The sequence below is a fragment of the Mesorhizobium sp. M1409 genome (assembly GCF_040317535.1).
In the GTDB taxonomy this organism is placed as follows: Bacteria; Pseudomonadota; Alphaproteobacteria; order Rhizobiales; family Rhizobiaceae; genus Mesorhizobium.
In genome coordinates this window covers 40,166-62,807 of record NZ_JAMYKV010000013.1, presented here as the reverse complement: position 1 = coordinate 62,807, position 22,642 = coordinate 40,166, and the positions used below count along the sequence as shown (strand labels likewise).

Below are 22,642 nucleotides of genomic sequence, written 5' to 3'. Positions count from 1 at the left end.
CTATCGAGCCGCGGCCGAAGCTGCCGCCTTGATCGGCGGCAGCTTCATCGGCTTTGTCTCCAGCCCAAAAAATGGGGCAGCCGTTCTGACGATCGTGTCGATGTCGGAGAGCTCCGGCACGAAGCCGAGATGTTCGCGTGCGCTTCCCGGATCGGCGTAAAGCTCCGCCGGATCTCCCGGGCGCCGGTTCCTGAAGACGGCCGGGACGGATCTTGACGTCATACGGCCGACCGCCTGGACAATCTCCTTGATGGATACGCCCCGCCCTGTGCCGAGGTTGACCGCCAGGCTTTGTCCGCCGCCCTCAAGATAAATAAGGGCCTTCAGATGGGCGCGGGCCAGATCGCTGACGTGGATATAATCGCGTATGCAGGTGCCGTCCGACGTGTCGTAGTCCGTGCCGAAAACCTCGATCTCATCGATGATGCCTGATGCGGCCATGAGCACTCTGGGAACAAGGTGCGTTTCCGGCGAATGCCACTCACCAAGTTCGCCGTCGGGATCGGCGCCGCAAGCGTTGAAATAGCGCAGGATCACGAATTTCATTCCGTATGCGGACGCATAGTCGGAGATGATCTGTTCGCCCATCAGCTTGGTGCGCCCGTAAGGGCTGATCGGATTTTGCGCGGAGGTCTCGCGAACGGGCAACGCTTCCGGCACGCCGTAGGTTGCGCAGCTGCTGGAGAAGATGATGTTCTCGATTGAGTTCGCACGCGCCGCATCGAGCACCGCGATGGTGCCTGTCACGTTGGTCGAATAGTATTCGGCCGGCTGGTGAACGGATTCTCCGACATAGGCCAGCGCCGCAAAGTGGATGACCGCCGTCGGTTGATATGTCTTCATCGCGGCCCGCAGCGCGGTCTGGCTGCGGATGTCGCCGACGACAAGCGGACCCCAGGCGACGGATTTCTTGTTGCCGCGGCTCAGATTGTCGAAAACCACCGGCAAATAGCCGGCGGCGGCCAGCAGCTTGCAGGTGTGGCTGCCGATGAAGCCGGCCCCACCTGTCACCAGGATTGCCGCACGGGTCATGAAGCCGTGGCTCCTTTGGCCAGCTGGCTTCCGTAAAGCAGGGTATCAAAATACTCGACGGTACGTGCGAGCCCCTGGCGCAGGCCGACTTTCGGCTCCCAGCCGAGATTGGCCCTGGCAAAGGAAATGTCCGGCTTGCGCTGTCTGGGATCGTCGATCGGCAGTGGCCGATGCACGATCTTCGATTGGGAGTTGGTGTAATCAATGACCAGTGTCGCCAATTCCATGATGGTGAATTCGCTGGGGTTGCCGAGGTTGACCGGGTGCGTGGGCGCACTCGGCGTATTCATCAGCCGGACAAAGCCCTCGATCAGGTCATCGGCATAGCAGAACGAACGGGTCTGCAGGCCGTGGCCATAGACGGTCAGGTCTTTGCCCTGCAGCGCCTGGACGATGAAGTTCGAAACCACGCGCCCGTCATCGGGCTGCATGCGGCGGCCGTAGGTGTTGAAAATGCGCGCGACGCGGATATCGAGGCCATACGTTCTCGAATAGTCGAAGAACAGGGTTTCGGCCGAGCGCTTGCCTTCGTCGTAGCAGGACCGCGGTCCGTGCGTATTGACGTTGCCGAAGTAGCTCTCGGGCTGTGGGTGCACAAAGGGGTCGCCATAGATTTCCGAGGTCGAGGCCTGGAATATCTTGGCATTGTTCTGGCGCGCGAGCTCCAGAAGGTTCAGCGAACCAAGCACGCTCGTCTTGAAGGTATGAATCGGGTCTGCCTGGTAGTGCGGCGGAGAGGCTGGGCAGGCGAGATTGTAGATCTCATCGAACTGAAGACCCGAAGGCAGTGTATCAACGATATCGTGCTCGATACACATGAATCTCGGATTACGCAGAAGGGTATTGAGATTGTATCTCTTGCCGGTGTGGAAATTGTCCAGCGCGACGACGTCGTATCCGTCCCGCAAAAGGCGTTCGCATAAATGCGATCCTAGAAATCCAGCACCTCCGGCGACCAGGGCGCGGCTTCGTTTTTGGTTGGCGCCCCTTTGGCTGCCGGATTCCAGTTTCAGAACCTTGATGAGCTTACTCATGCTTTCCCCGCACGCATCGCACACGCTATCGCCAGCCGGACAAAGCATTGCCCAGCCACTTCCATGAGAACGCGGCAAACCTCCGCATCCGCGGAATCGCCATCGCTGATGTGCTTTAATTGTCCTTTGGGGTTCGCGAAGCTGGTGCCGCTACACGATCTATGTGCCGCCGCTCAGCATTCTCCGTGCCCCGAAATCGCGATCACACGTCTGGTGCCATCATCGTCGATTGCTCGCCCAAATTGCACATCCCAACGCATCAAAAATATACCTGTGGAAATTATAGTCAACTAAATTAGCAATTCCTTAATCATATCTGTTTACGAATGGTTAATCATAAAGCCGATGTCGGCTTCTCCAGGCCGAGCCATAGGCGTCCAAGGACGATTCTCTTTGTGAATCAGCGTATTGGCTCGACCATCGCAAATTAGATGGTCGGACGAGGCATGCTCGTTTTAAGGCCGACTCAGAGCTTGGCAGCGAGGGATTCCAAAAAAGAACCGGTGAGACAATCTTCGGCGCGCGCCCGAGCCAGTGGTCCCATCTTGCCAGAAAGTGTCCACGCGCATTCATTTCATTGGAGAATGCCGGTCATTATCGCAATTGCGTTTGAGCGCATAGGTAGAACCTTGTCTGCCTTGTTGTGCGGCCATGCCGCCGATCTGGTTGCTGCCCCGTGTGATCCGCTTCTGGGGTCTTCTCGGTCGCCCGCTCCAGCGGCCGGAAAGCCGCGGCATCTGGCCATCGCCTTTTGATCGTCGGGGCGCTATTGGCAAGGTCACGATAGCCTGTGGTGATGTGAATGCGCTTTCTGTTTGTCCTGATCCTGCTCGCCGGCACCGGCATCGGTGTCATCTATCCCTGGGCGATGAGCAATTTCTCCGGTCATGAGATCGGCACCTGGCGGGTCTATGAGCAGGGCCGCTTCAAGCCGCGGACGGTGCCGCTCGGCAGCCGCGACGCGCCGGTGCGGGTGCTGGTCGACCTGACCGCAAGAGCCGAACGCATCGTCTCGCAGCAGCGCACCGTGCTGACGCTGACCGCCGCCAGCAGTGGCCGCACGGTGCTCGCCTCGACGCTCCAGTTCAACCATTCCGACAATCCGCGCCAGGCCAGCCCCCAGCTGCCAGACAAGATCTTTCGCGACGAGGCCGGCGTGATCGAGACCATCAGCCCAGGCCCTTATATCTTCACCGTTGGACCGGGTGATGCCGACGACATACCGATGCGAGCGGTCGATCTCATTTTGCGCTCCGGTGTCGGCGAGATCGACAGCCGTGCGCGGCCGATCGGCTTCTCGCTGGTGGCGGTCGGCTTGATCGGGTTTTTGCTGACTTTGCGCACTCGCGGCGGCCGGCCGGAAAATCCGAACTCGCAGCCGCCACCGCCGCGCTGGGGCAGGGGCTGATGCAAGTCGCCCAAAGTGTGCAGCGGTTTTGGGACAACGACATGCATAACGGTACCGAACCATGAACTACCGCCATGCCTATCACGCCGGGAATTTTGCCGACGTCGTCAAGCATGTCGTGCTGACGCGATTGCTCGAGTATCTGAAGCAGAAGGACAAGGCGTTTCGGGTCATCGACACCCATGCCGGCATCGGCCGCTACGATCTGTCGTCGGTCGAAGCGCAGAGGACCGGTGAGTGGCAAGGCGGCATCGGCAGGCTGATCGATGCCCCGTTTGCCGCACCGGTGGCGGCACTGCTTGCGCCTTATCTGGAGACGGTGCGGTCGCTCAACCCCGAGGGTGGCATCCAGAAATATCCGGGATCGCCGCTGATCGTGCGTCACCTCATGCGCAAGCAGGACCGGCTGACGGCGATCGAGCTTCACCCCAAGGATGTCGCGAAGCTGAGGACGCTCTTTGCCGGTGATTTCCAGGCCCGGATCATCGAACTCGATGGCTGGCTGGCGCTCGGCGCGCATCTGCCGCCGAAGGAAAAGCGCGGCCTGGTTCTCATCGACCCGCCATTCGAGGAGGCGGGTGAGTTCGAGCGCCTCGTTGACGGGCTCATGAGGGCGCACAAGCGGTGGCCCGGCGGCATCTATGCGCTGTGGTATCCGGTCAAGGACCGCAAGGCGATCATCGCCTTCCGCAAGGCGCTGAAGCAATCCGGTATCCCGAAGCTGCTCGACATAGAATTCGAGATCAGGCCGGCCTCTTCGGAGCCCAGCCTCGACGGCAGCGGCCTGCTGGTGGTCAACCCGCCATTCACGCTGGAGGGCGAGCTGCGGACGCTGCTGCCGGCTTTGCACGGATTGCTTGCGGTGGGGAGGCCGGCGCACTGGTCGCTGGAATGGCTGGCAGGCGAGCAGGCTTGACGGTGAAGGGCTTCAGATCTCGCCATTCGGGGCCAGGTGCGAAAATGCCCGCGTTCCGGCAGGGTTGGGAAGGCGGGCTCCTTAACAACCCGGGCTCGCGCTAATCCGGCTTTGGCCAACGCGGTTTCAACCTGGGAAACCATTGTTTCCGCAACCGCTTGACCGCCGCCAAGCGAATCCGCACAGTGCGCGCAATCGACCTTGAGAGGCTGTCATGACTCGCTTCGCCAAATCCGCACTTGCTGTCCTGATTTCGCTCTGCACACCGCTGGCCGCGCCTCTCGGTGTCACCCAGGCCGTGCAGGCGGCCGACCTTGGCGTCTATTCCGACGACGATGGCGGCATCTGCGGCGAAGCCTGGGTGCTGAACAAGATCACCAGCCGCTTCTCCTACCAGGTGCACCACGTGCCGCATCTGCCGGATGTGCGGATCACCGATTTCCAGCGCATCCACCAGCACCGCTATCTGCCGGCCAACGATACCTGGCCGATCGGTCGCCGCTACTGCGGCGCCACCGTCAGTCTCTCCGACGGCCGTGACCGCACCATCTGGTATCTGATCGAGGAAGGCCAGGGTTTCGCCTCGATCGGCGACAATGTCGAATTCTGCGTCTCGGGCTTCGACCGCTGGATGGTTTACAACGGCCGCTGCCGCGTCCTGCGCTGAACGCGGGGTTTTCTGTTTCCAATCACTTTTCGCGCCCGCGGCCCGATCGGCCGCGGGCGTTTTTCCGTGCTGTGTTGACAGAAGATGCGATCCGCCGCATTTCTATGAGACAGACCTGTCTCATCACTGGTAAGCGTCATGACGTCATCGCCTGCTTCCGACAAACGCCAGCACGTCATTGAAACCGCCTACGCGCTGTTCAAGCGCGCCGGCTTTCACGCCACTGGCATCGACCGGATCATCGCCGAAGCCGAGGTGGCCAAGATGACGATGTATCGGCACTTCCCGAGCAAGGACGAGTTGATCGTCGAGGTGCTCGACTACCGCGCCATGCGTTTCGACCGCCAGCTCGACCGGCTCGCCCAGGAGGGCATCACGCCAGAGCAGAAAATCGGAAAAATCTTCAGCTGGCATGAACGTTGGTTCCGCAGCTCGGATTTTCATGGTTGCCTGTTTGCACATGCGCTGGCCGAGTTCGGCGATCCGGGGCATCCGGTATTCAAGGCTGTCGCCAGGCAGAAGAACGGCCTCAAGCGGCGCATGCGGTCGATCCTCGAGGAGGTAATGCCGCGCGGCCGCGCCGAGAGTGTGGCGGCGACACTGCTGATGCTGATCGAAGGGGCGACCTTGCTGGCGCAGATGGGGCAGGCGGACACCGCCATTCGCGACGCCCGCAAGGCGGCCCTGAGCTTCGTCGCCGCTTCGCGCGGGTCGCAATGAGCCCGCTGGTCATCGGGCTCGCGCTGTTTGCCGCGATCCTGCACGCAACCTGGAACGCCTTCCTGCGAACTGGGGCCGACAGGTTGTGGACCGTCACCGTCATGAGCTTCTCCAGCACGGCGCTCGCCATTCCCTTCGTCATCTTCCATGCCCTTCCGGCCGCGCAGGCCTGGTTCTATATCGTGCTCTCGGCCTGCCTTCAGGTCGGCTACAGCTTCTTTCTGGTGGCCGCCTACAGATATGGCGAGCTGGGACAGGTCTATCCGATCGTTCGCGGCAGCGTGCCGCTGCTTGTCACGCTCGGCGGATTTTTCCTGGCCAGCCAGCAGCTCACCATGCCGCAAACAGTCGGCGTCGCGCTGGTCGCCGGCGGCATCATGGGCCTTTCACTCGGAAGGGGCAGGGCCGCCACGACATCGATCCTCTATGCGCTGGCAACGGGCGCGATCATCGCCGCCTATGCGACAGTCGATGCGATCGGCGTTCGCGCGGCGGGAAATGCCGGCGCCTATACCGCCTGGGTCCTGCTGATCTACGGCACCTTGCTATCGGCGACCTTCGTCGCCTGCCGTGGCCGCCTTACTGTCGACCCGCGGGCACCGGAAACCTGGAAGGCGCTGGGCGGCGGCCTGTTCGCACTTCTGGCCTATGGCGTCGTGGTCGCGGCCTTCGCGCTCGGGCCGGCCGGCCCGATCACCGCGATCCGCGAAACCAGCGTCGTCTTCGCGGCCTTCATCGGGCGTCTGTTCCTCGGCGAGATGCTGACGCCGCGGCGGGTCGGCGCCTGTGCCATTGTCGCGCTCGGCGCCATCTGTCTTGGCTATCAGCCGTGAGGAAAATCCGCATCGCGACGATCCTGAATTTTCCTGATGTCGCCGACAGGCAAACTGGCTAATCAGAACGCCCGAGAGCAACAGTCGCTTTCGGGGTCTTAATGGACCTTGCCACCATCCTTGCTTTCGCTACTGCCTTCTTCGTCTTCGCTGCCAGCCCCGGACCGGACAACATGACAATCGTCGCGCGCACCATCTCCAGCGGCGCCGCCTCGGGTATCGCCTATGGTGCACGCACGGTTGGCGTTCTCATCTTCCTGATCCTCGCTGCCTTTGGCCTGTCGATCATCGCGGCGAAGATGGCGATCGTCATGACGGTGCTTCGTTAAGGAGGAGCGGCTTATCTGATCTGGATGGGCATCAGGCTTGTGGACCGCCGTGCCCGTCGTGCGGAACTGCAACCCGTCTCCGGACGACGCAGGCTGCTGACGATTTTTGCCACGGCATCGCGCTCAATCTTGGCAATCCGAAAATGCCGCTGTTCTACGTGGCACCGCTGCTCAACGTGGTCGGCGCATCGCTCAACGCGGATCATCTCGGTGTATTGATAATGATAGTCCTGGCCGTCGAGGTCGTGGTGATCGGCGGCCATGTCATCCTCGCCGGTCGCGCCCGCTCCCTGTTGCACACGCCGAAGATCATGCGTCGGGTGAACCGCGCGGCGGGCGGTGTGAATGATCGGCGCCGGCGTCGCCGTGGTCGCACGCGCTGAGAGATACGTGCGATCGCCACGCTATCTTCCGCGCGGCGCTGCCTCGGCCCGATCGAGAATTTTGCGCAAGAACGCGGCGTGGCCGCGGAACGCGCGCCGTCCGCTCGTCGTCGCCCTGATGCGCGTTTGCGGCCGGCGCCCGACGAACAGTTTTTCGATATCGACATAGCCGGCCCTGGCCAGCGTATCGAGATGCGCGCCGAGATTGCCGTCGGTGACGTCCATGATGGCCTTCAACTGGCTGAAGTCCAGCGTTTCTCGCCTTTCCAGCATATTCAGGGCGGCCATGATCCTGAGCCGAGTGCTCTGGTGGATGATTTCGTCGGCACTCATCGGTCAGCTTCGATGCGGCGTCGCCGGAGACCTCCAACGACGCTGCCGCCATGAGGCGCCGTCTCGGCAATCTCGAACAGTGACACCGCCGCTCGCTCCTGCGTGATCGACATTGAAGCACTCTCCTTTTCCTCTTGCAGAATACTCTGCGATGTAGAGTAGTCTGTCAATTCACGAACAGGCCGGGTGATGGGATCGTGCTTGACAAGGTCAAGCAGCGATCGGTCATCTCATTGAAGTGTAGATCGCCAGCTCGCACGAGATGATCGCGCCGTTAAAGCAGCAGGTTATGATGTCAGCAGCCGGAGATCGATGCGCAAAGCTGGCGGCTGATCTTCACAGCTTCGCCGTCGCAGGGTGTGGAGGATGTCAGCCGCACACTCTAGGCAGTGATCGAAGATCAGCAGCGGATTTTTACGATGGTCAGCGCGATCGTGTGCCATTCGTAACCAAAACTTAAGCTGCGAAAATCAGTCTATTGCTTCGCTGGCTAGCAAGCCGCGAGTCAGATATGCATGAGCGCGCCAGGTCATTACGACCGTCGGCACAACGGAAGGGGCATCGCATGGCTAAGCAGTCATCCAAAGCGCCGGCGTCCAAGGCACCGGCAAAGAAAGCACCCGCAAAAGCAGCGACGGCGAAGGTCGCGGCTGCAGTGAAGAAAGCAGCACCTGCTGCCAAGCCGAAGGCCGCGGCGGCCAAGGCAAAAGCAGCGCCGGCCAAGAAGCCGGCGGCAAAGGCAGCGGCAAAACCGGCAGTGAAGAAGGCAGCACCTGCCAAGGCAGCGGCAAAGCCGGCTGCGAAGGCGGCACCGGCCAAGAAGCCGGCCGCGAAGGCTGCGGCAAAACCCGCGGTGAAGAAGGCAGCAGCACCTGCCAAGAAGCCGGCTGCGAAGGCTGCACCTGCCAAGAAACCGGCAGCGAAGGCTGCGCCGGCAAAGAAGGCGGCGGCAGCGAAGTCTTCAGCCCCGGTGAAGAAAGCGGCACCCGCGGCCAAGCCGAAGGCAGCACCCGCGAAGTCCGGCAAGAAGTAATCGCGTCCTCCCTCGCCGGGGGCAGTGTCGAAACAGTCAAGGGCGGTGCCTGACAGGCGCCCCGCTCGTTGCTTCGGCATTCGGAAGGCGAGAACAGAGGCGGACGGAGGATATCTTTTCGCAGCTCCCAGGACTTCGCCATAGGGCGAAGTCCGGTGGGGTTTTTTTGTATCATCGATGGCGGATCAAATGTCGGCGTGAGGCTTTTCAGTCTTGGTTGTTGACCGGCTGATCCGCCTGCCGTCATCTTCTGCCCCCGTACGGAATTCCGGTCGGCTGCCTGGGTGATGAAGTGACTTTGGATCTCACGATTCGCAGAGCGGACGAGGACGGCGCGGAAGCCGTGAGCCACGTAATCCCAGCAGTTCTGCGACAGTCCAATGACTTGCCCGTGGCTCGCTGGCGGCCGGGTTTTCCGTTTCTGGCCATTGCTCCATCGCGCCCGATCGGTCAACACTGCCCGCCTGCAAAACAGGAAACCGATCCATGCCGAAGCTGCTCTACGCGTCGTCTTCTCCCTACAGTTCCAAGGTACGGATGGCGGCAGCCTATGCCGGCATCGCGGTCGATCTGGTGCCGATCAAGACCGACGAGAAGCCAGCCGACTTGATGACCGCCAACCCACTCGGCAAGATCCCGGTTCTGGTGCTCGATGACGGCCGCTCCATCCATGACAGCCGCGCCATTACCCAGCACCTCAACCGTTTGTCGAAGAACGCGTTGTTTCCGCGCAATCCCGACAAGCGGCTCGAGGCGGAAGTGCTGGAGGCGTTGGCGGACGGCATTTGCGACTGTGCGCTGTCGATGGTCTATGAACGGCGCACGCGGCCTGAGGAGATGGTCTACCAGCCCTGGCTCGACCGCCAATGGGGAAAGATCACGGCGGCACTCGATCTGCTCAACGCCAACCCGCGGAAGCTGCCGAAGAAGATCACTGCCGGCCAGATGGCGTTGCGCGCCTGCCTTGGCTATCTCTCATTGCGCTTTGCCGGAAAATGGGAGAAGGGCCGCGCCCGGCTGACGCGCTGGGCGGCACGCTTCGACGAGAAATTTCCAGAACTGAAGCCCTGCATTCCCGGGTGATCCACTTGATCACCCGGGTGATCCATTTGATCACCCCGATCTCCCGGGTGATCGATTCGATCTCCCGCGTGATCATCCGGACACAAAAAAAGCCGGGCGCGAGGCCCGGCTTTTTCGTGTCGTGGCTTGAACGACTTAGAACTTCATACCGACGCCGAAGGTGACGCGGTTGTCGGTGGCCTTGACCTTGCCGATACCATCGAAGCTCTTGCTGCCGAAGTCGGTGTAGCGGTACTCGACGCGGCCGAAGACGTTGTCGGTCAGCTTGATGTCGGTACCGAGGCCGGCGGTCCAGCCGAGCATGGTTGCGGTGTCGCTGGCGTCAAGCACGGTGTCTTCCACCTTCAGGCTTCTGCCGGCGAGACCGCCGGTGCCATAGAGCAGGATTTCCGGGGTCACGGCATAGCCGAGACGGGCACGCAGCGAGCCTTCGAAGCCGGCCTTGGAGTTGATGCCGTTATCGTCACCCTTCACGCCGTTGTAGCCGAGTTCGGCTTCAGCACCGTAAACGAAGTTCTCCTGCTGCCACTGGTAGCCGCCGAAGACGCTGCCGACGAAACCCTTGGTATCGGTCTCAACGCCGAAATCCTTTTCCTTGGTACGGCCGCTGAAGCCGTAGCCAACGTTGAGACCGGCATAGGGACCCGCCCACGAAGCGACCGGAAGTTCGGCGATCGGCGCGGGTGCCGGCGGCTCTTCCTGGACGACGTCCGCGGCATAGGCGGTCCCGCTGAGGGCGAAGAGCCCGAGCGCCACGGCGAGCGGCCGTGCGAATTTGAGATTGGCTTGCATTGTTCTTTACTCCTTAAGCCACAGGACACAGGCTTTTTTCTCACGATCGCCATCAACCCGCCCCGGGGGGTGAAACGGATCTGGCGTTCGTCGGTTCCAAATGTCGTGTCAAAATGCGGCTGAAGCGAACCTGAACTTGGGTCATTCCCCGGCACGAATGAGGCAGAAACTTGACGTTGCATCTTCGCAACAGCGAAATGGCAGGAGCCGTCCCGTGCTGCGTCGCACACCGCTTGGTGCAAGGAGTCCAGCACCCTATATTCCGGTCGGGCGGCTCCGAGTCCAAGGCGAGTCGGGACGCCGAAAAGGCCGTTTCGCCACAATGCTGCCCAAGGTGCGAACGCCATTTAACGCATGCCGGGCCATATTTCGCCGGCACCGTTTTTCGGGCCGAAATTGAGGATTGACACGCTATGAGCAAAGTCACGGCCACGGCGCTGGTGACGGGTGGGGCCAAACGGATCGGCAGGGCAATCGTCGAGGATCTCGCCGCCCACGGTTTTGCCGTCGCCATCCATTGCAACCGTTCTCATGTCGAGGCCGATGCGTTGGCTGCCGCAATCATCGCCAGCGGTGGCCGCGCCGCCGTGGTTGCCGCCGACCTGACCGATATGGACGCCGTAGGCGACCTAGTCGGGCAGGCGCAAGCAGCGCTCGGACCGATCTCGCTGCTGGTCAACAATGCGTCGCTGTTCGTCGACGATTCGGTTCTGGATTTCGACTGGCTGGCCTGGGATCGGCACTTTGCCGTCCATGTGAAGGCACCGGCGCTGCTGGCGCAGAATTTCGCCTGGGCGTTGCCTAAGGAGCAGGAGGGCCTGATCGTCAACATCATCGACCAGCGCGTCTGGCGGCCGACGCCGCGCTACTTCTCCTATGCGCTGTCCAAGTCGACGCTGTGGACGGCCACGCGGACAATGGCGCAAGCGCTCGGTCCCCGCATTCGCGTCAACGCCATCGGTCCGGGGCCGACCTTGAAGAACACACGCCAGGACGACAGCGATTTTGCCGCCCAAGTCGATGGCTTGATCCTCAAGCGCGGCCCGGAATTGCCGGAATTCGGCGCCACAATCCGTTATCTCTGGGAAGCGCGCTCGGTCACCGGCCAGATGATCGCGCTCGATGGCGGCCAGCATCTTGCATGGCAGACGCCCGATGTGACAGGCATGACGGAATGAGTCCTTTGGATCACAAGAACAAGCCGCGCGGCGGCGCCGATGATCTGCCCCCCGATATCGACCTCGAGGACGAGGCGGTCGAAGAGATCGTCGAACCTGCGGGTCCCGATGTCGCCTTCACCGCCATCGACTGGACGCCGCATGCCGGCGACGCCGAAGGCATGGTCGGCGCCGAGGTGATCCAGACGCTGGTCAAGCGGCTGCCCAACGCGCCCGGCGTCTATCGCATGATGAACGCCTCCGGCGACGTGCTCTATGTCGGCAAGGCGCGCAGCCTGAAGAAGCGCGTCACCAGCTATGCGCAAGGCCGCTTCCACACCACCCGCATCGGCCGCATGGTGCGCGAGACATCGACGATGGAGTTCGTCGTCACCCGCACCGAGATTGAAGCGCTATTGCTCGAAGCCAATCTTATCAAGCGCTTGCGGCCACGCTTCAATGTTCTGATGCGCGACGACAAGTCGTTTCCCTATATTCTTTTGAGCGGCGATCATGTTTCGCCCGGCATCTACAAGCATCGCGGCGCACGCTCGCGCAAAGGCGACTATTTCGGCCCCTTCGCTTCGGCCGGCGCCGTCGGCCGCACCATCAACTCGCTCCAGCGTGCCTTTTTGCTCAGGAGTTGCACCAACTCCTTTTACGAGAACCGCACGCGGCCATGCCTGCTTTATCAGATCAAGCGCTGCGCCGGCCCCTGCACCGGAGAGATCTCGCATGAGGACTATGCCGTGCTGGTCGGCGAAGCGAGGGACTTTTTGTCCGGCCGCAGCCAGAAAGTGAAGACGGAAATCTCGGCCGCCATGCAGCAGGCGTCTGAAGCTCTCGATTTCGAGCGCGCCGCGATCTATCGCGATCGACTGGCCGCCCTGTCGCATGTGCAAAGTCACCAGGGCATCAATCCGGCGACCGTCGACGAGGCCGATGTCTTCGCCATCCATCAGGAAGGCGGCCAGGTCTGCATCCAGGTGTTCTTCTTCCGCACAGGCCAGAATTGGGGTAACCGCGCCTATTTCCCCAAGGCCGATCCGGCGCTGGAGGCGGCTGAGGTGTTGGGCTCGTTCCTGGCGCAGTTCTATGACGACAAGCCGACGCCGCGGAACATTCTTCTGTCGCATGGCGTCGAGGACCAGGAATTGCTGGCCGAGGCGCTCTCCACCCGCGCCGGCCGCAAGGTCGCGATCTCTGTGCCACAGCGCGGCGAGAAGAAGGATCTGACCGACAACGCGCTGCAGAATGCCCGCGAGGCACTGGGCAGGCGGCTTGCCGAAACCTCCACCCAGGGACGCCTGCTTGCCGGTTTCGCCGAAACCTTCGGCCTTGCCAAGCCGCCGGTGCGCATCGAAGTCTATGACAATTCGCACATCATGGGCACCAATGCGGTCGGCGCCATGGTGGTCGCCGGGCCGGAAGGTTTTGTGAAGAACCAGTACAGAAAATTCAACATTCGCTCGACCGAGATCACGCCTGGCGACGATTTCGGCATGATGCGCGAGGTGATGGAGCGGCGGTTTTCGCGGCTGCTCAAGGAACATGGCGATGTTGCCGTTGCCGACGCTGCGGGCGGGGCGGGCGATGATATCGAAGACGATAGTTCCGGCAACTTCCCGGCCTGGCCCGATGTCATCCTGATCGACGGCGGCCAAGGCCAAATGAGCGCGGTGCGCAAGATCCTCTCGGATCTCGGCATCGAGGACCGGGTGGTGGCGATCGGCATCGCCAAGGGCCAGGACCGCGATGCCGGCCGTGAGCGCTTCTTCGTCAGGGGCAAGGACTCGTTTTCGCTCCCCGTGCGCGATCCCGTGCTCTATTTCGTCCAGCGCCTGCGCGACGAGGTCCACCGTTTCGCCATCGGTTCGCACCGTGCGCGCCGCAAGAAGGAGATGGTCAAGAGCCCGCTCGACGAGATCAGCGGTATCGGTCCGGGCCGCAAACGAGCCCTACTGCTGGCCTTCGGCACCGCCAAAGCGGTCAGCCGCGCCGCCATCGAGGATCTGAGGAAAGTCGACGGCATTTCAGAGCGGGTGGCGAAACTGGTCTACAATCATTTCCACGAGAGCTGACAGCCAGGATGCTATTTTCATCTGGCCAATCGATTGTCGCCTGTTGACCCCCTACGTTGGCATCTGATTTGAGTAGGCAGGCAGAAAGAGTTTTCCCAGATATGGCCCAGCGCGCGTTCAACCTGCCCAACATGCTCACCTACGCCCGCATCGTCGCGGTGCCGCTGGTGGTGCTGTGCTTTTTTCTTGAAGGGCATTTGAAGTCGAGCGACTTCGCCCGCTGGTCGGCGCTGGTCATCTTCCTGCTCGCCTCGATCACCGATTATCTGGATGGCTACCTGGCGCGCGCCTGGCAGCAGACCTCCAACATCGGCAAGATGCTTGACCCGATCGCCGACAAGCTGCTGGTCGCCACCTGCCTGCTGCTGCTGGCCGCGGACACTGACCGTCATGCCGGCATCGCCGGATGGTCGCTATGGGCGGCGATCATCATCCTGTGCCGCGAAATCCTCGTCTCGGGCCTGCGTGAATATCTGGCGGCGCTCAAGGTCTCGGTGCCGGTGACGCAGCTGGCAAAATGGAAGACCGCCATCCAGATGGTCGCCATCGCCTTCCTGCTGGCCGGGCCGGCCGGCGACAAGATCTTCCCGCTGACCACCCAGACCGGGCTGGTGCTGCTGTGGATCGCGGCGTTGGTTACGCTCTACACCGGCTACGACTATTTCCGAGCCGGCCTCAAGCACATCATGGACGAGTGAGATGACGACCCGGCTCATCTATTTTGCCTGGGTGCGCGAACGCATCGGCATGCCTGAGGAAGACGTCGACTTGCCCGCTGACATCGAGACGGTCGCCGACCTCTTGCGCTGGCTGAAATCGCGCGGCGAGAGCTACGAGCACGCGCTGCAATATCCCGATGTGATCCGCGTCGCCATCAACCAGGAACATGTCGAACACCGTGAGAAGATCGCGGGCGCGCGCGAAATTGCGCTGTTTCCGCCGATGACCGGGGGCTGACATGAGCGCCGCGGTCGTACCTGTCGTGCGCATCCAGGCGCAGGATTTCGACGTCGCCGCCGAGATCGCCAGACTGACGGAAGGCCGCGCCGATATCGGCGCCGTCGTCACCTTCTCCGGCCTTTGCCGCGACGAGCAGGGCGCGCTCTCAGCGCTTGAACTCGAGCACTATCCCGGCATGGCCGAAGCAGAAATCGCCCGCATCGCTGCTGAGGCGGTCGAGCGCTGGCCGCTGCAGGGTCTCACCGCCATCCACCGCCACGGCAAGATCGCGCCCGGCGACAACATCGTGCTGGTAGTGGCCGCCTCGGCGCATCGCCAGGCGGCATTCGAGGCGGCGAATTTTCTCATGGACTATTTGAAATCGCGCGCGCCGTTCTGGAAGAAGGAGCATCGCGCCGACGGTTCCGAGGGCGGCTGGGTCGAGGCCAAGGAAGCCGACGACGAGGCGGTCGGCCGCTGGAAATCGTCCGACTAAAATACCGCCACAGCCATGTATTGACCGCAATCCTTTGGCCAATTAACTGCGGTTGGTCAGCCTGATTGGCCAGCCTGGGCAAGGGGAGATGGTCATGCTGGACAGGATCGCGGAGTTCTTCGTCTTCGGTTTCGTGCCTCTGGTCGTTGGCATATTGGCCGTGCCGGAACCGTCTGTTGCCGCCGAAAATTCCGTGAGAGGCGAGGTCATCTATCGCGAGCGCATCGCCTTGCCGCCTAGTGCCGTGCTCTCGGTCCAGCTTGCCGACGTGTCGCTGGCCGATGCACCGGCCAAAATCATCGGCAAGCAGACCGTCAAGCCGGCTGGCCAGGTGCCGATCAGCTTCGAGATTAAATTCGATCCCTCCGTCATCCGGTCGCGGATGACCTACGCTTTGCAAGCCCGCATTACCGTCGATGACAAGCTCCTGTTCATCTCCGATGTCCGCCATCAGGTCGATCCGCTGACCGACGTGCCGCAGACCATCGTGCTGAAGATGGTGACGCCGAGCGCCGAGCCGGCGGTTTCCGTCTTTGATCAGCTCTGGCTGGTCGATTATGTCGACGGCATCGGCGCCATCACCGCGCCGCAAGCGACGTTCAGGGTCAGCGAGGCTGGCAAGGCAGGCGGCAGCGGCCCCTGCAACACCTATTTCGCCACCGCCAAGATCGATGGCCAGACGATCGCGATCAGCGACATTGGCTCGACCTACAAGGCCTGCGCGCCCGAGGTGATGGCCGAGGAAAAGGCGCTGTTCGATGCATTGGCCAAGGCTGCGTCATACAATGTCGCTGCCGGCAAGCTCATCATTGCCGACAAGGATGGCCTCGAAATCCTGCGCTTCAGCGCCGCGAGCTAGCGCGTATTTCATTGCTAAAACTTTTTTCGGAATAATTCGGGCAAGAGAAGCGTTTCTCTCCCAGACATGGCGGGCAAGGCAAAGGGGATATTTCGGATATCCCTCGGTTGAAGCCGCCAGACCTGCTGCGGCTCGTTCTGGCTTAACTCAAAGGAGTCCAGAGATGAAAACGCACACGCTTATCCTTGCTGTCACAGGCGTATCGCTCCTTGCTCTTACCGGCCTTGCGTCGGCGGACGACCATTTGGTCAATGCCCTTGACCATGGTCTCAGCGCCGATGGCCACCCATTCCAGACCAACAAGGCCGGCCATAGCGGCGATCTCGCGCCTGGGCAGGGTAGTCCATTCGCGGGTGCCGATACCCAGACACCGGCCACCGATACGGAGGCAGCGAACGCCCATGCGAACGTGAAAGATCGCCAGCCGAAGTGACCAGAACCCGCCGTGGCGGCGGCGGGCCTCTCAATCCGTCGTTTGTTCGAATACGGCGCCATAGTGATAGGGCGGCACCTCGACCAGGTTGGCAAGCCTGAGGCCACCCGCCTCGGCGGCCGCCACGGTCTGTTCCGGCGACAGCCTCAATTCGGTCCTCGGTCCGCGAGGCTCGCCCTGGATCATCGTTGTTTCGCGTGGACGCTGGTGCCAGTTGACGATTGCGAAACGTCCGCCCGGACCGAGTGCCGCCCGCACCGCGCGCGCCAGACGCGGCCGGTCAGGAACGCCGTGAAAGGCGTTGGCCATGAAGATGAAATCGGCAGGCCGAGGCGTAAGCCTTGCAAGCTCATAGGCATCGCCTACGACAAAGTCGCAATTCGTCGCGCCGTCTTCGGCCAACCGATGTCTGGCTTCTTCGAGCAGATCGGCGTCGATATCGATGGCCACGACATGACGAGCCACCCTTGCGATCGGCAGCGTAAACCAGCCGTCGCCGCAGCACAGATCGATCACGTCCATGCCTGGCTTGATCCCCGTTGCCGAAACCACCGCGGCGGGGTTGGGCCACAGCGCCTCCCACCAGTCGCTGTTCGGCATCTCCGTGCCTTGGAAGAAACCCGGAATGGCACTGGTCATGCTGTGGTCCGCTCCATCGTCGGCATCCTAGCACATGCGGTTCGCACGCGGGCTGACTGTTCGGCCGAAAAAAAGGCCGGCGAAACGCCAGCCTTCTTTACGTGATCACGCTTTGGACTATCGGCTCAGCCGACGATCTCGGTATCCGAGAACCAGTACTTGATCTCTTCTGCCGCGGTCTCCGGCGCATCGGAGCCGTGCACCGAGTTTTCGCCGATCGACAGCGCATGCACCTTGCGGATCGTGCCTTCGGCGGCATTGGCCGGGTTGGTGGCGCCCATCACTTCGCGGTTCAGGGCAATGGCGTTCTCGCCTTCCAGCACCTGCACGACGGTCGGTGCCGACGACATGAATTCAACCAGTTCGCCGAAGAACGGGCGGTCCTTGTGCACGGCATAAAAGCCTTCCGCCTCACGGCGGCTCATCCAGACCCGGCGCGAGGCGATGACGCGCAGGCCGGCCTCTTCCAGCATCTTGGTGATGGCGCCGGTGAGGTTGCGCCGGGTTGCGTCCGGCTTGATCATGGAAAATGTGCGTTCGAGCGCCATGGGTCGTCCTTGTCTGAGAATGGAATTGAGGGTGGCGGGCTCTATACAAGCCGCCCGGCCCATTGCCAAGGGGCGAGGAGCGGTCCGCGAAGCGGACGGAGCCGCGGGCGAGATCGGATGGCTGCACAGCAACGCTTTGCTTGCTATAGTTACCTGTCGGCGCCGCGCTGAAGTCGGCCCGCATGGAGACAACATGATCATGGCAGACGATCGTCAGGAACGCATTCGCAACCGCGCGCATCAGATCTGGCTGCAAGAGGGACAGCCGGCTGGACACCATGAGCGCCATTGGCATCAGGCGGCGGCCGATGTCGACCAGGAGGATGCCGCGGGGAAGTCGGCAGCCAAAAAACCAACCAGGAAGGCAGCTGGCGCCACCAAGGCAAAAGCCGCCCCCAAGGAAGCAAAGGCCGCCACGAAAGCCAGCAAGCCAAAGAAGGCAGCGGCCAAGTAAGGCTTGGCTATCGCCTCGCGGCTGAGCTTTCTTGCAGGACATTGACGGCCCACGTACTGCCTTGCGGCAAGGACAGGCGATTCAACGTCACGCTGCCGCGGCCACCTTTCGTCCCAGCCCGCCATGCAGGTCGAGGCAGCGGGCGAACCATTGCGCCACCACGTCGCCGTCGTCGAGCAATTGGTAGGGCGAGGCTATGCGCGCCCATTGCAGCGCGCCGAAGACGATATAGTCGGCAAACAGCGGCGACGCACCGCCGATGAAAGGCTGATAGCCGAGCATTGAACGCAAGGGTTCCAGCGAGGCCCTGAAGTTGCCGAGGCCGGCCTCCCGGGCTGCCATCACGTCCTCCAGCCGCTTGCCGAAACGCTGCTCCCGGCTCTGGCGGAAATAGGCGGCGTTCTCCGCGTCCTGCATGGCATGCAGGTCGATGATCGCCGCAGTGGTCACATAGGGATGAATGGTCAGTTGCGACCAGCGTTCGATGAAGCGCGCCATCGCCTTGCCGCCTTCACCGCCAAACAGCGTCGGCCGGTCCGGATAGGCTTCATCGAGATAGAGCGCGATTGCGAAGGAATCCGAAACGACCGTCTCGCCGTCGCGGATCACCGGAACGGTTTTCGAAACGCCGCCCTCGACAGCGGGCACATCGAGAAAGCGCGTCGGCGCGGTTGCTGTGTCGAGCCCCTTGTGGGCAAGCGCCATCACCACCTTCCAGCAATGCGGGCTGAACGGACGTGTGGTGTCGCGTCCGACGAGGTCATAGAGCAGAATGGTCATTGGCGGCGGCCCTCTCGCGGGTTAGGTAGGCCTCCTTATCGACGCGAGCCGAGGGGAAGCCATGAGACAGCATTTCATGATGTTTGCGGCCTATAATCAATGGGCCAACAAACGCATCTATGATGCCGCCGCGGAGCTCGATGAAGAGGAATTCAACCGCAATGTCGGCGCCTTCTTCGGCTCGATGATGGGCACGCTCAACCACCTGCTGACAGCCGACCGCATCTGGTTGAAGCGCTTCACCGGCGAGGGCGACGCGCCGACGACGCTGGACGCCATCCTGCATCGGGGCTTGCCCGGTCTGCGGATGGCGCGTGAAGCCGAGGACAGGAGGATCATCGATTGGGTCGGCGGCCTCAATGACAAGGCTTTGACGGGCCGCTTCACCTACATGACAGTCTCGGACATGCGCACGGTCTCACAAAGGCTGGCGCCGGCGCTCGACCATGTCTTCAATCACCAGACTCATCATCGCGGCCAGGCACATACAATCCTGACCATCCTGGGACGGCCAAGCCTGGGGTTGGATCTGATGCTCTTCCAGCGCACCGAGGAAGGCAGGGCCTTCGCCTGATCCCGGCGATGTTTGGCGGTTGTGCCGGGGACCACGGTGGCCTTCAGGTTCCACAGCATACCATCCGCCGCCGCGCTCAGAAGCCCCGACGAATGGTCCTGCTGAAGCGGCACGAGCTCTACAATCACACCGACCAATGCGGGCTGTATGGATTGGGCGTCCATTAACCGATGGCTCTCAACTTGCTTCTTGCCGGTCGTATCTCATCGGCGGCCAACCAAATGCTCGCCCGAAATTCAGACAGCCATGGCGGCCTCGCCGCTGGTTTCGCTGTCGAGCTGGCGCTGCGTCAGAGCCGCTTCCGCCATCACCCATTGCTTGAACAGCAGCACCTTGCGTGCGGCAAGGCTCTTCGGGGAAGAGACAAAATACCAGCCAGCCGTGTTCGGATGGTGGACGGCGAACGGGGCCACCAGCCTTTTGGCGCGGATATCGCTGGCCATATAGGCGCGGTTGGCCACTGCAAAACCCATCCCGGAATTGGCTGCCTCGTAGGACATCATGCACGAATCGAAATAAATGCTTTTGGCCTTGCTGAGCACGAAGCTGGCGCCGGCGAAACCAAGCCAGGATTGCCAGTTCTGGGTGCAGGTATCGGAATGCAGCAGCGTGAAGTGCCTAAGGTCGTCCGGTATCACCTTCGACAGCTTCTTGTCGCCAAGAACTTCATGGAACAGCTTGCGGCTGCACACTGGTGTCAGGTCTTCCCGAAACAGCAGATCGGATTGCAGCCCGTGCAAGTGACCGTCGCCATAGCGAATTTCAAGATCGAACTCGGAGGTCGTGAACTCATGCGTCGCGTAGGAGGTCGAGACCCGCATCACGATGTCGGGATATCGCTGCTGGAACAGCGGCAGGCGCGGAAACAGCCAGCGTGCCGCAAAGGTCGGCAGCACTGATATCTTCAGCACATGTTCCTGGGATTGCCCGGTCGCTTCCATGCTGGCGGCGACGATTCTCTCCAGCGCCTCGCGAACGCGCGAGACATAGGTCTCGCCCTCCGGCGTCAGCGACACCGCATTGCCGCCGCGCTGGAAGATCTTGAATCGCAGCTGATCCTCCAGGCTTTTGACGCGCTGGCTGACCGCTGAAGCGGTGATAAACTGTTCTTCGCCGGCGCGCGTGAAATTCCCGTGCCTCGCGGCACTTTCCACGATTTTCAGCGAATTGAGATTGACCTGACTGAGCAGACGCACGGTTTCGACCTTAAGCTGAGCTTACACTAGCACCAGCATTCCTAATTTTACAGGGGATGCTAATTTAATCGACTGCTAACTAAGTGATTGCCCTCACTTGGAGAAGTACAATGAACGCCCATATCATACCCGAATTGCGCTATGCGATGAGCCGCGAGGCCATCATCGGTCACGAAACCGCCTGGAAAGTGTCGAGTTTCGGCGTCGCGCAATATCTGCATGGCTACGATCCGGCACTGCTTGCCGCGATCGAGGAGGCTGCTCTGAAGCTCAAGGCCAGCCATGCCGTGCACAAGCACCTCGATCTGACCTTCATCACCGGGGCAGACCGTTTCATCCCCGAGATCAGGGAATTGCTCCATGACAAGCTGCGCCTGGAGCGGCTGTCCGACATGATGGGCACCAAGCTGGAGCCCTATCCGCTGTCGATCGTCGGCTCGACGGTCACCTTCATGAACCCCAAGGACGGCGCCGTGGAATGGCATTGCGATGGCGTTCCGGTCACCGAACTCATTCCACTGTCGATCAGCAATCCGCTGGTCGGCGGCCATCTCGAAATCTACTGTGACGACTCCGAAACCGGCCGCGCCATCCTCGAATCCGGCCGCGAGATCCCGCGCAACCGTGTCATGCGCATCGATCACAAGATGAACTACGCGACGCTGGGGCAGTTCCTGGGCGTCCTCCATCGCACCGCCCCGATCCGGTTCGGCGAGCGCGTCACGCTGGTGCTCAACCAGCGCTCGGTGGCCAAACCCTATGTCGACGACAACCGCATGTTCTATCTCGCCGCCGACAATGACCACGACCGTGAGTGGGTCAACGAACTGGCCGAAGATGTCTGGACCAACCAGCTGCCGGCCTATCGCCGGTTCGAGGCAGAGCATCCCGTGCCCGCCGCGGTTGACGCGCCGGCTCCGGGCGGAGCCAGGGAATCGTGGTGACGAGCCATGATTCCGAAAAGTGGGAACCGGTTTTCGGGCAGGATCATGGTCAAACATAGAGATAGAGCCCCATGCCGGACCTTTCGGCATGGGTCAGGCTCGATATCCGCGCTGGTCTTCGCTGCCGGCGCGGTGGCGTTGTGGTCGACCAACGCGCTGGTCGGCAAATCCCTGCTGGCCAGCCACCCGGTGTCGCAGGTGCAGTTCCTGCAATTTGCAGGCGCCGCACTCGTCTTCGCCGCCATCCGGTTGATGAGCAGGGAGAGCGCCGCGCCGGTTGCGGCCGGGGCCGCGCTCGTGCCTCTCGCGGTCGGCTTTATCGGCCTCGTCGGCACCATGGTGCTGCAATACATGGCCTTTGCTTCGATGCCGGTGATCGAGGCCAATCTGGTGGCCTATACCTGGCCGTTGATGGTCGCGGCGGCGGTCATCGCCTTTGAAAATCCACAGCGCCCGGTGCTGCTGGGCCTTGCCGCGGTGGTGGGCTTCATTGGCGTTGCATTGGTGATTTCGGGAGGGCGTAACCAATCGTGGCTCCAGGGTGATCTCGTCGGGTATCTCACCGCATTCGGATCCGCGCTGTGCATGGCCTTCTATTCGATCATGGTGGGACGGTTTGTCACCTCGCCGGAACGTCTGTTGCTGCCATCGGCGCTGATTGGTGTCGCCTTGACGTTTCTGTGGTGCGTTCACGACGGTTTCGCCTGGCCCGTCGGCACGGACCTGGCTCTCGGCCTCTATCTCGGCGCCGGTCCGATGGGACTGGGCTACTATTTCTGGTCGCGCGCCCTGAAGCTCGAAGGCAGCGGCAAGGTCGCGGTCGTCGCCTATCTCACGCCGATCGCTTCGACCCTGCTGCTGTCCCTGTCCGGTGAACGGCTGACGATGACGGCCATTGTCGGAGCCGTCCTGGTCATCGGCAGTTGCGTCGCGGTCGGTGTGGAACGTTCGGAGGCCGAAAATCATGTTTGACGAAAAT

The 22,642-nt window shown here is 61.8% G+C and carries 26 protein-coding genes and 1 pseudogene; 19 read left to right on the top strand and 8 right to left on the bottom strand.

Annotation, left to right across the window (positions count from 1 at the left end):
- Together galE and NKG99_RS13220 are read right to left on the bottom strand one after the other, a co-directional pair.
- Positions 1–1,032: a UDP-glucose 4-epimerase GalE gene (galE, locus tag NKG99_RS13225; protein ID WP_352868111.1), complete on the bottom strand. Its 1,032-nt coding sequence runs from the start codon at positions 1,030–1,032 to the stop codon at positions 1–3.
- Positions 1,029–2,066 carry a UDP-glucuronic acid decarboxylase family protein gene (locus NKG99_RS13220; protein ID WP_352868109.1) on the bottom strand — a complete coding sequence of 346 codons (1,038 nt, stop codon included), beginning with the start codon at positions 2,064–2,066 and terminating at the stop codon, positions 1,029–1,031. Before NKG99_RS13220 ends, galE begins: the two co-directional genes overlap by 4 nt.
- Before the next feature lie 802 nt (positions 2,067–2,868).
- Here NKG99_RS13220 and NKG99_RS13215 point away from each other — a divergent pair.
- From NKG99_RS13215 to NKG99_RS13190, 6 genes and pseudogenes are all read left to right on the top strand, one after another.
- Positions 2,869–3,474: a hypothetical protein gene (locus NKG99_RS13215; RefSeq protein ID WP_352868107.1), complete on the top strand. Its 606-nt coding sequence runs from the start codon at positions 2,869–2,871 to the stop codon at positions 3,472–3,474.
- 61 nt (positions 3,475–3,535) lie between these two features.
- On the top strand, positions 3,536–4,390 hold the full coding sequence (locus tag NKG99_RS13210; protein WP_352868104.1) for a 23S rRNA (adenine(2030)-N(6))-methyltransferase RlmJ: 855 nt from the start codon (positions 3,536–3,538) through the stop codon (positions 4,388–4,390).
- A gap of 214 nt (positions 4,391–4,604) precedes the next feature.
- Positions 4,605–5,057: a hypothetical protein gene (locus tag NKG99_RS13205; RefSeq protein ID WP_352868102.1), complete on the top strand. Its 453-nt coding sequence runs from the start codon at positions 4,605–4,607 to the stop codon at positions 5,055–5,057.
- A 138-nt stretch (positions 5,058–5,195) separates the two neighbouring features.
- Complete coding sequence (locus NKG99_RS13200; RefSeq protein ID WP_352868099.1) at positions 5,196–5,777, top strand: TetR/AcrR family transcriptional regulator; 582 nt, start codon at positions 5,196–5,198, stop codon at positions 5,775–5,777.
- Entirely contained in the window at positions 5,774–6,610 is an 837-nt protein-coding gene (locus tag NKG99_RS13195) for an EamA family transporter (RefSeq protein WP_352868097.1), read from the top strand. The genes NKG99_RS13200 and NKG99_RS13195 overlap by 4 nt, the downstream gene beginning before the upstream one ends.
- A 101-nt stretch (positions 6,611–6,711) precedes the next feature.
- A pseudogene (locus NKG99_RS13190) lies at positions 6,712–7,308 on the top strand (LysE family translocator); the annotation flags it as partial.
- A gap of 35 nt (positions 7,309–7,343) precedes the next feature.
- On the opposite strand, the gene NKG99_RS13185 reads toward NKG99_RS13190, so the two are convergent.
- The gene (locus NKG99_RS13185) at positions 7,344–7,655 is read right to left on the bottom strand and encodes a transcriptional regulator (RefSeq protein WP_352868094.1); all 312 of its coding nucleotides are present in this window, start codon (positions 7,653–7,655) and stop codon (positions 7,344–7,346) included.
- Between the two features lie 565 nt (positions 7,656–8,220).
- On the opposite strand from NKG99_RS13185, the gene NKG99_RS13180 reads away from it, so the two are divergent.
- Together NKG99_RS13180 and NKG99_RS13175 are read left to right on the top strand one after the other, a co-directional pair.
- Positions 8,221–8,688 carry a hypothetical protein gene (locus NKG99_RS13180; RefSeq protein WP_352868093.1) on the top strand — a complete coding sequence of 156 codons (468 nt, stop codon included), beginning with the start codon at positions 8,221–8,223 and terminating at the stop codon, positions 8,686–8,688.
- 486 nt (positions 8,689–9,174) lie between these two features.
- The gene (locus tag NKG99_RS13175; RefSeq protein WP_352868091.1) at positions 9,175–9,771 is read left to right on the top strand and encodes a glutathione S-transferase family protein; all 597 of its coding nucleotides are present in this window, start codon (positions 9,175–9,177) and stop codon (positions 9,769–9,771) included.
- A 135-nt stretch (positions 9,772–9,906) separates the two neighbouring features.
- Here NKG99_RS13175 and NKG99_RS13170 read toward each other — a convergent pair whose 3' ends face one another.
- Positions 9,907–10,563, bottom strand: a complete 657-nt coding sequence (locus NKG99_RS13170; protein WP_352868089.1) for an outer membrane protein — start codon at positions 10,561–10,563, stop codon at positions 9,907–9,909.
- 413 nt (positions 10,564–10,976) lie between these two features.
- Between NKG99_RS13170 and NKG99_RS13165 the strand changes: the two genes are divergently transcribed.
- The 7 genes from NKG99_RS13165 (at position 10,977) to NKG99_RS13135 (ending at position 16,528) form a co-directional block, all read left to right on the top strand.
- Entirely contained in the window at positions 10,977–11,741 is a 765-nt protein-coding gene (locus NKG99_RS13165; protein ID WP_352868087.1) for an SDR family oxidoreductase, read from the top strand.
- Complete coding sequence (gene uvrC, locus NKG99_RS13160) at positions 11,738–13,801, top strand: excinuclease ABC subunit UvrC (protein ID WP_352868085.1); 2,064 nt, start codon at positions 11,738–11,740, stop codon at positions 13,799–13,801. The genes NKG99_RS13165 and uvrC overlap by 4 nt, the downstream gene beginning before the upstream one ends.
- 101 nt (positions 13,802–13,902) lie before the next feature.
- Positions 13,903–14,499: a CDP-diacylglycerol--glycerol-3-phosphate 3-phosphatidyltransferase gene (pgsA, locus tag NKG99_RS13155; RefSeq protein WP_352868083.1), complete on the top strand. Its 597-nt coding sequence runs from the start codon at positions 13,903–13,905 to the stop codon at positions 14,497–14,499.
- 1 nt (position 14,500) lies between these two features.
- The gene (gene moaD, locus NKG99_RS13150) at positions 14,501–14,758 is read left to right on the top strand and encodes a molybdopterin converting factor subunit 1 (protein WP_352868081.1); all 258 of its coding nucleotides are present in this window, start codon (positions 14,501–14,503) and stop codon (positions 14,756–14,758) included.
- A gap of 1 nt (position 14,759) precedes the next feature.
- Positions 14,760–15,236: a molybdenum cofactor biosynthesis protein MoaE gene (locus tag NKG99_RS13145; RefSeq protein WP_352868079.1), complete on the top strand. Its 477-nt coding sequence runs from the start codon at positions 14,760–14,762 to the stop codon at positions 15,234–15,236.
- 94 nt (positions 15,237–15,330) lie between these two features.
- Positions 15,331–16,095 (top strand): YbaY family lipoprotein, encoded by a 765-nt coding sequence (locus tag NKG99_RS13140; protein WP_352868077.1) that lies wholly within the window; start codon positions 15,331–15,333, stop codon positions 16,093–16,095.
- A 163-nt stretch (positions 16,096–16,258) separates the two neighbouring features.
- Positions 16,259–16,528, top strand: coding sequence for a hypothetical protein (locus NKG99_RS13135; RefSeq protein WP_352868075.1), 270 nt, complete (start codon positions 16,259–16,261; stop codon positions 16,526–16,528).
- A gap of 30 nt (positions 16,529–16,558) precedes the next feature.
- Here NKG99_RS13135 and NKG99_RS13130 read toward each other — a convergent pair whose 3' ends face one another.
- On the bottom strand, positions 16,559–17,167 hold the full coding sequence (locus tag NKG99_RS13130; RefSeq protein WP_352868074.1) for a class I SAM-dependent methyltransferase: 609 nt from the start codon (positions 17,165–17,167) through the stop codon (positions 16,559–16,561).
- A gap of 125 nt (positions 17,168–17,292) precedes the next feature.
- Positions 17,293–17,715 carry a nucleoside-diphosphate kinase gene (gene ndk / locus NKG99_RS13125; protein ID WP_352868071.1) on the bottom strand — a complete coding sequence of 141 codons (423 nt, stop codon included), beginning with the start codon at positions 17,713–17,715 and terminating at the stop codon, positions 17,293–17,295.
- Positions 17,716–17,914: 199 nt separating this feature from the next.
- Here ndk and NKG99_RS13120 point away from each other — a divergent pair, with 199 nt between their 5' ends.
- The gene (locus tag NKG99_RS13120) at positions 17,915–18,169 is read left to right on the top strand and encodes a DUF2934 domain-containing protein (RefSeq protein ID WP_352868068.1); all 255 of its coding nucleotides are present in this window, start codon (positions 17,915–17,917) and stop codon (positions 18,167–18,169) included.
- Positions 18,170–18,256: 87 nt separating this feature from the next.
- Here the strand turns inward: NKG99_RS13120 and NKG99_RS13115 are convergent, their stop codons facing one another.
- Positions 18,257–18,949, bottom strand: a complete 693-nt coding sequence (locus tag NKG99_RS13115) for a glutathione S-transferase family protein (protein WP_352868067.1) — start codon at positions 18,947–18,949, stop codon at positions 18,257–18,259.
- A 61-nt stretch (positions 18,950–19,010) separates the two neighbouring features.
- Here NKG99_RS13115 and NKG99_RS13110 point away from each other — a divergent pair, with 61 nt between their 5' ends.
- Complete coding sequence (locus tag NKG99_RS13110) at positions 19,011–19,523, top strand: DinB family protein (RefSeq protein WP_352868066.1); 513 nt, start codon at positions 19,011–19,013, stop codon at positions 19,521–19,523.
- Between the two features lie 236 nt (positions 19,524–19,759).
- On the opposite strand, the gene NKG99_RS13105 is transcribed toward NKG99_RS13110, so the two are convergent.
- Positions 19,760–20,719, bottom strand: coding sequence for a LysR substrate-binding domain-containing protein (locus tag NKG99_RS13105; protein WP_352868064.1), 960 nt, complete (start codon positions 20,717–20,719; stop codon positions 19,760–19,762).
- A gap of 110 nt (positions 20,720–20,829) precedes the next feature.
- On the opposite strand from NKG99_RS13105, the gene NKG99_RS13100 reads away from it, so the two are divergent.
- Positions 20,830–21,663, top strand: coding sequence for a hypothetical protein (locus NKG99_RS13100; protein ID WP_352868062.1), 834 nt, complete (start codon positions 20,830–20,832; stop codon positions 21,661–21,663).
- Positions 21,664–21,708: 45 nt separating this feature from the next.
- Positions 21,709–22,635 (top strand): DMT family transporter, encoded by a 927-nt coding sequence (locus NKG99_RS13095; protein ID WP_352868060.1) that lies wholly within the window; start codon positions 21,709–21,711, stop codon positions 22,633–22,635.
- The last annotated feature ends 7 nt before the right edge of the window (positions 22,636–22,642 follow it).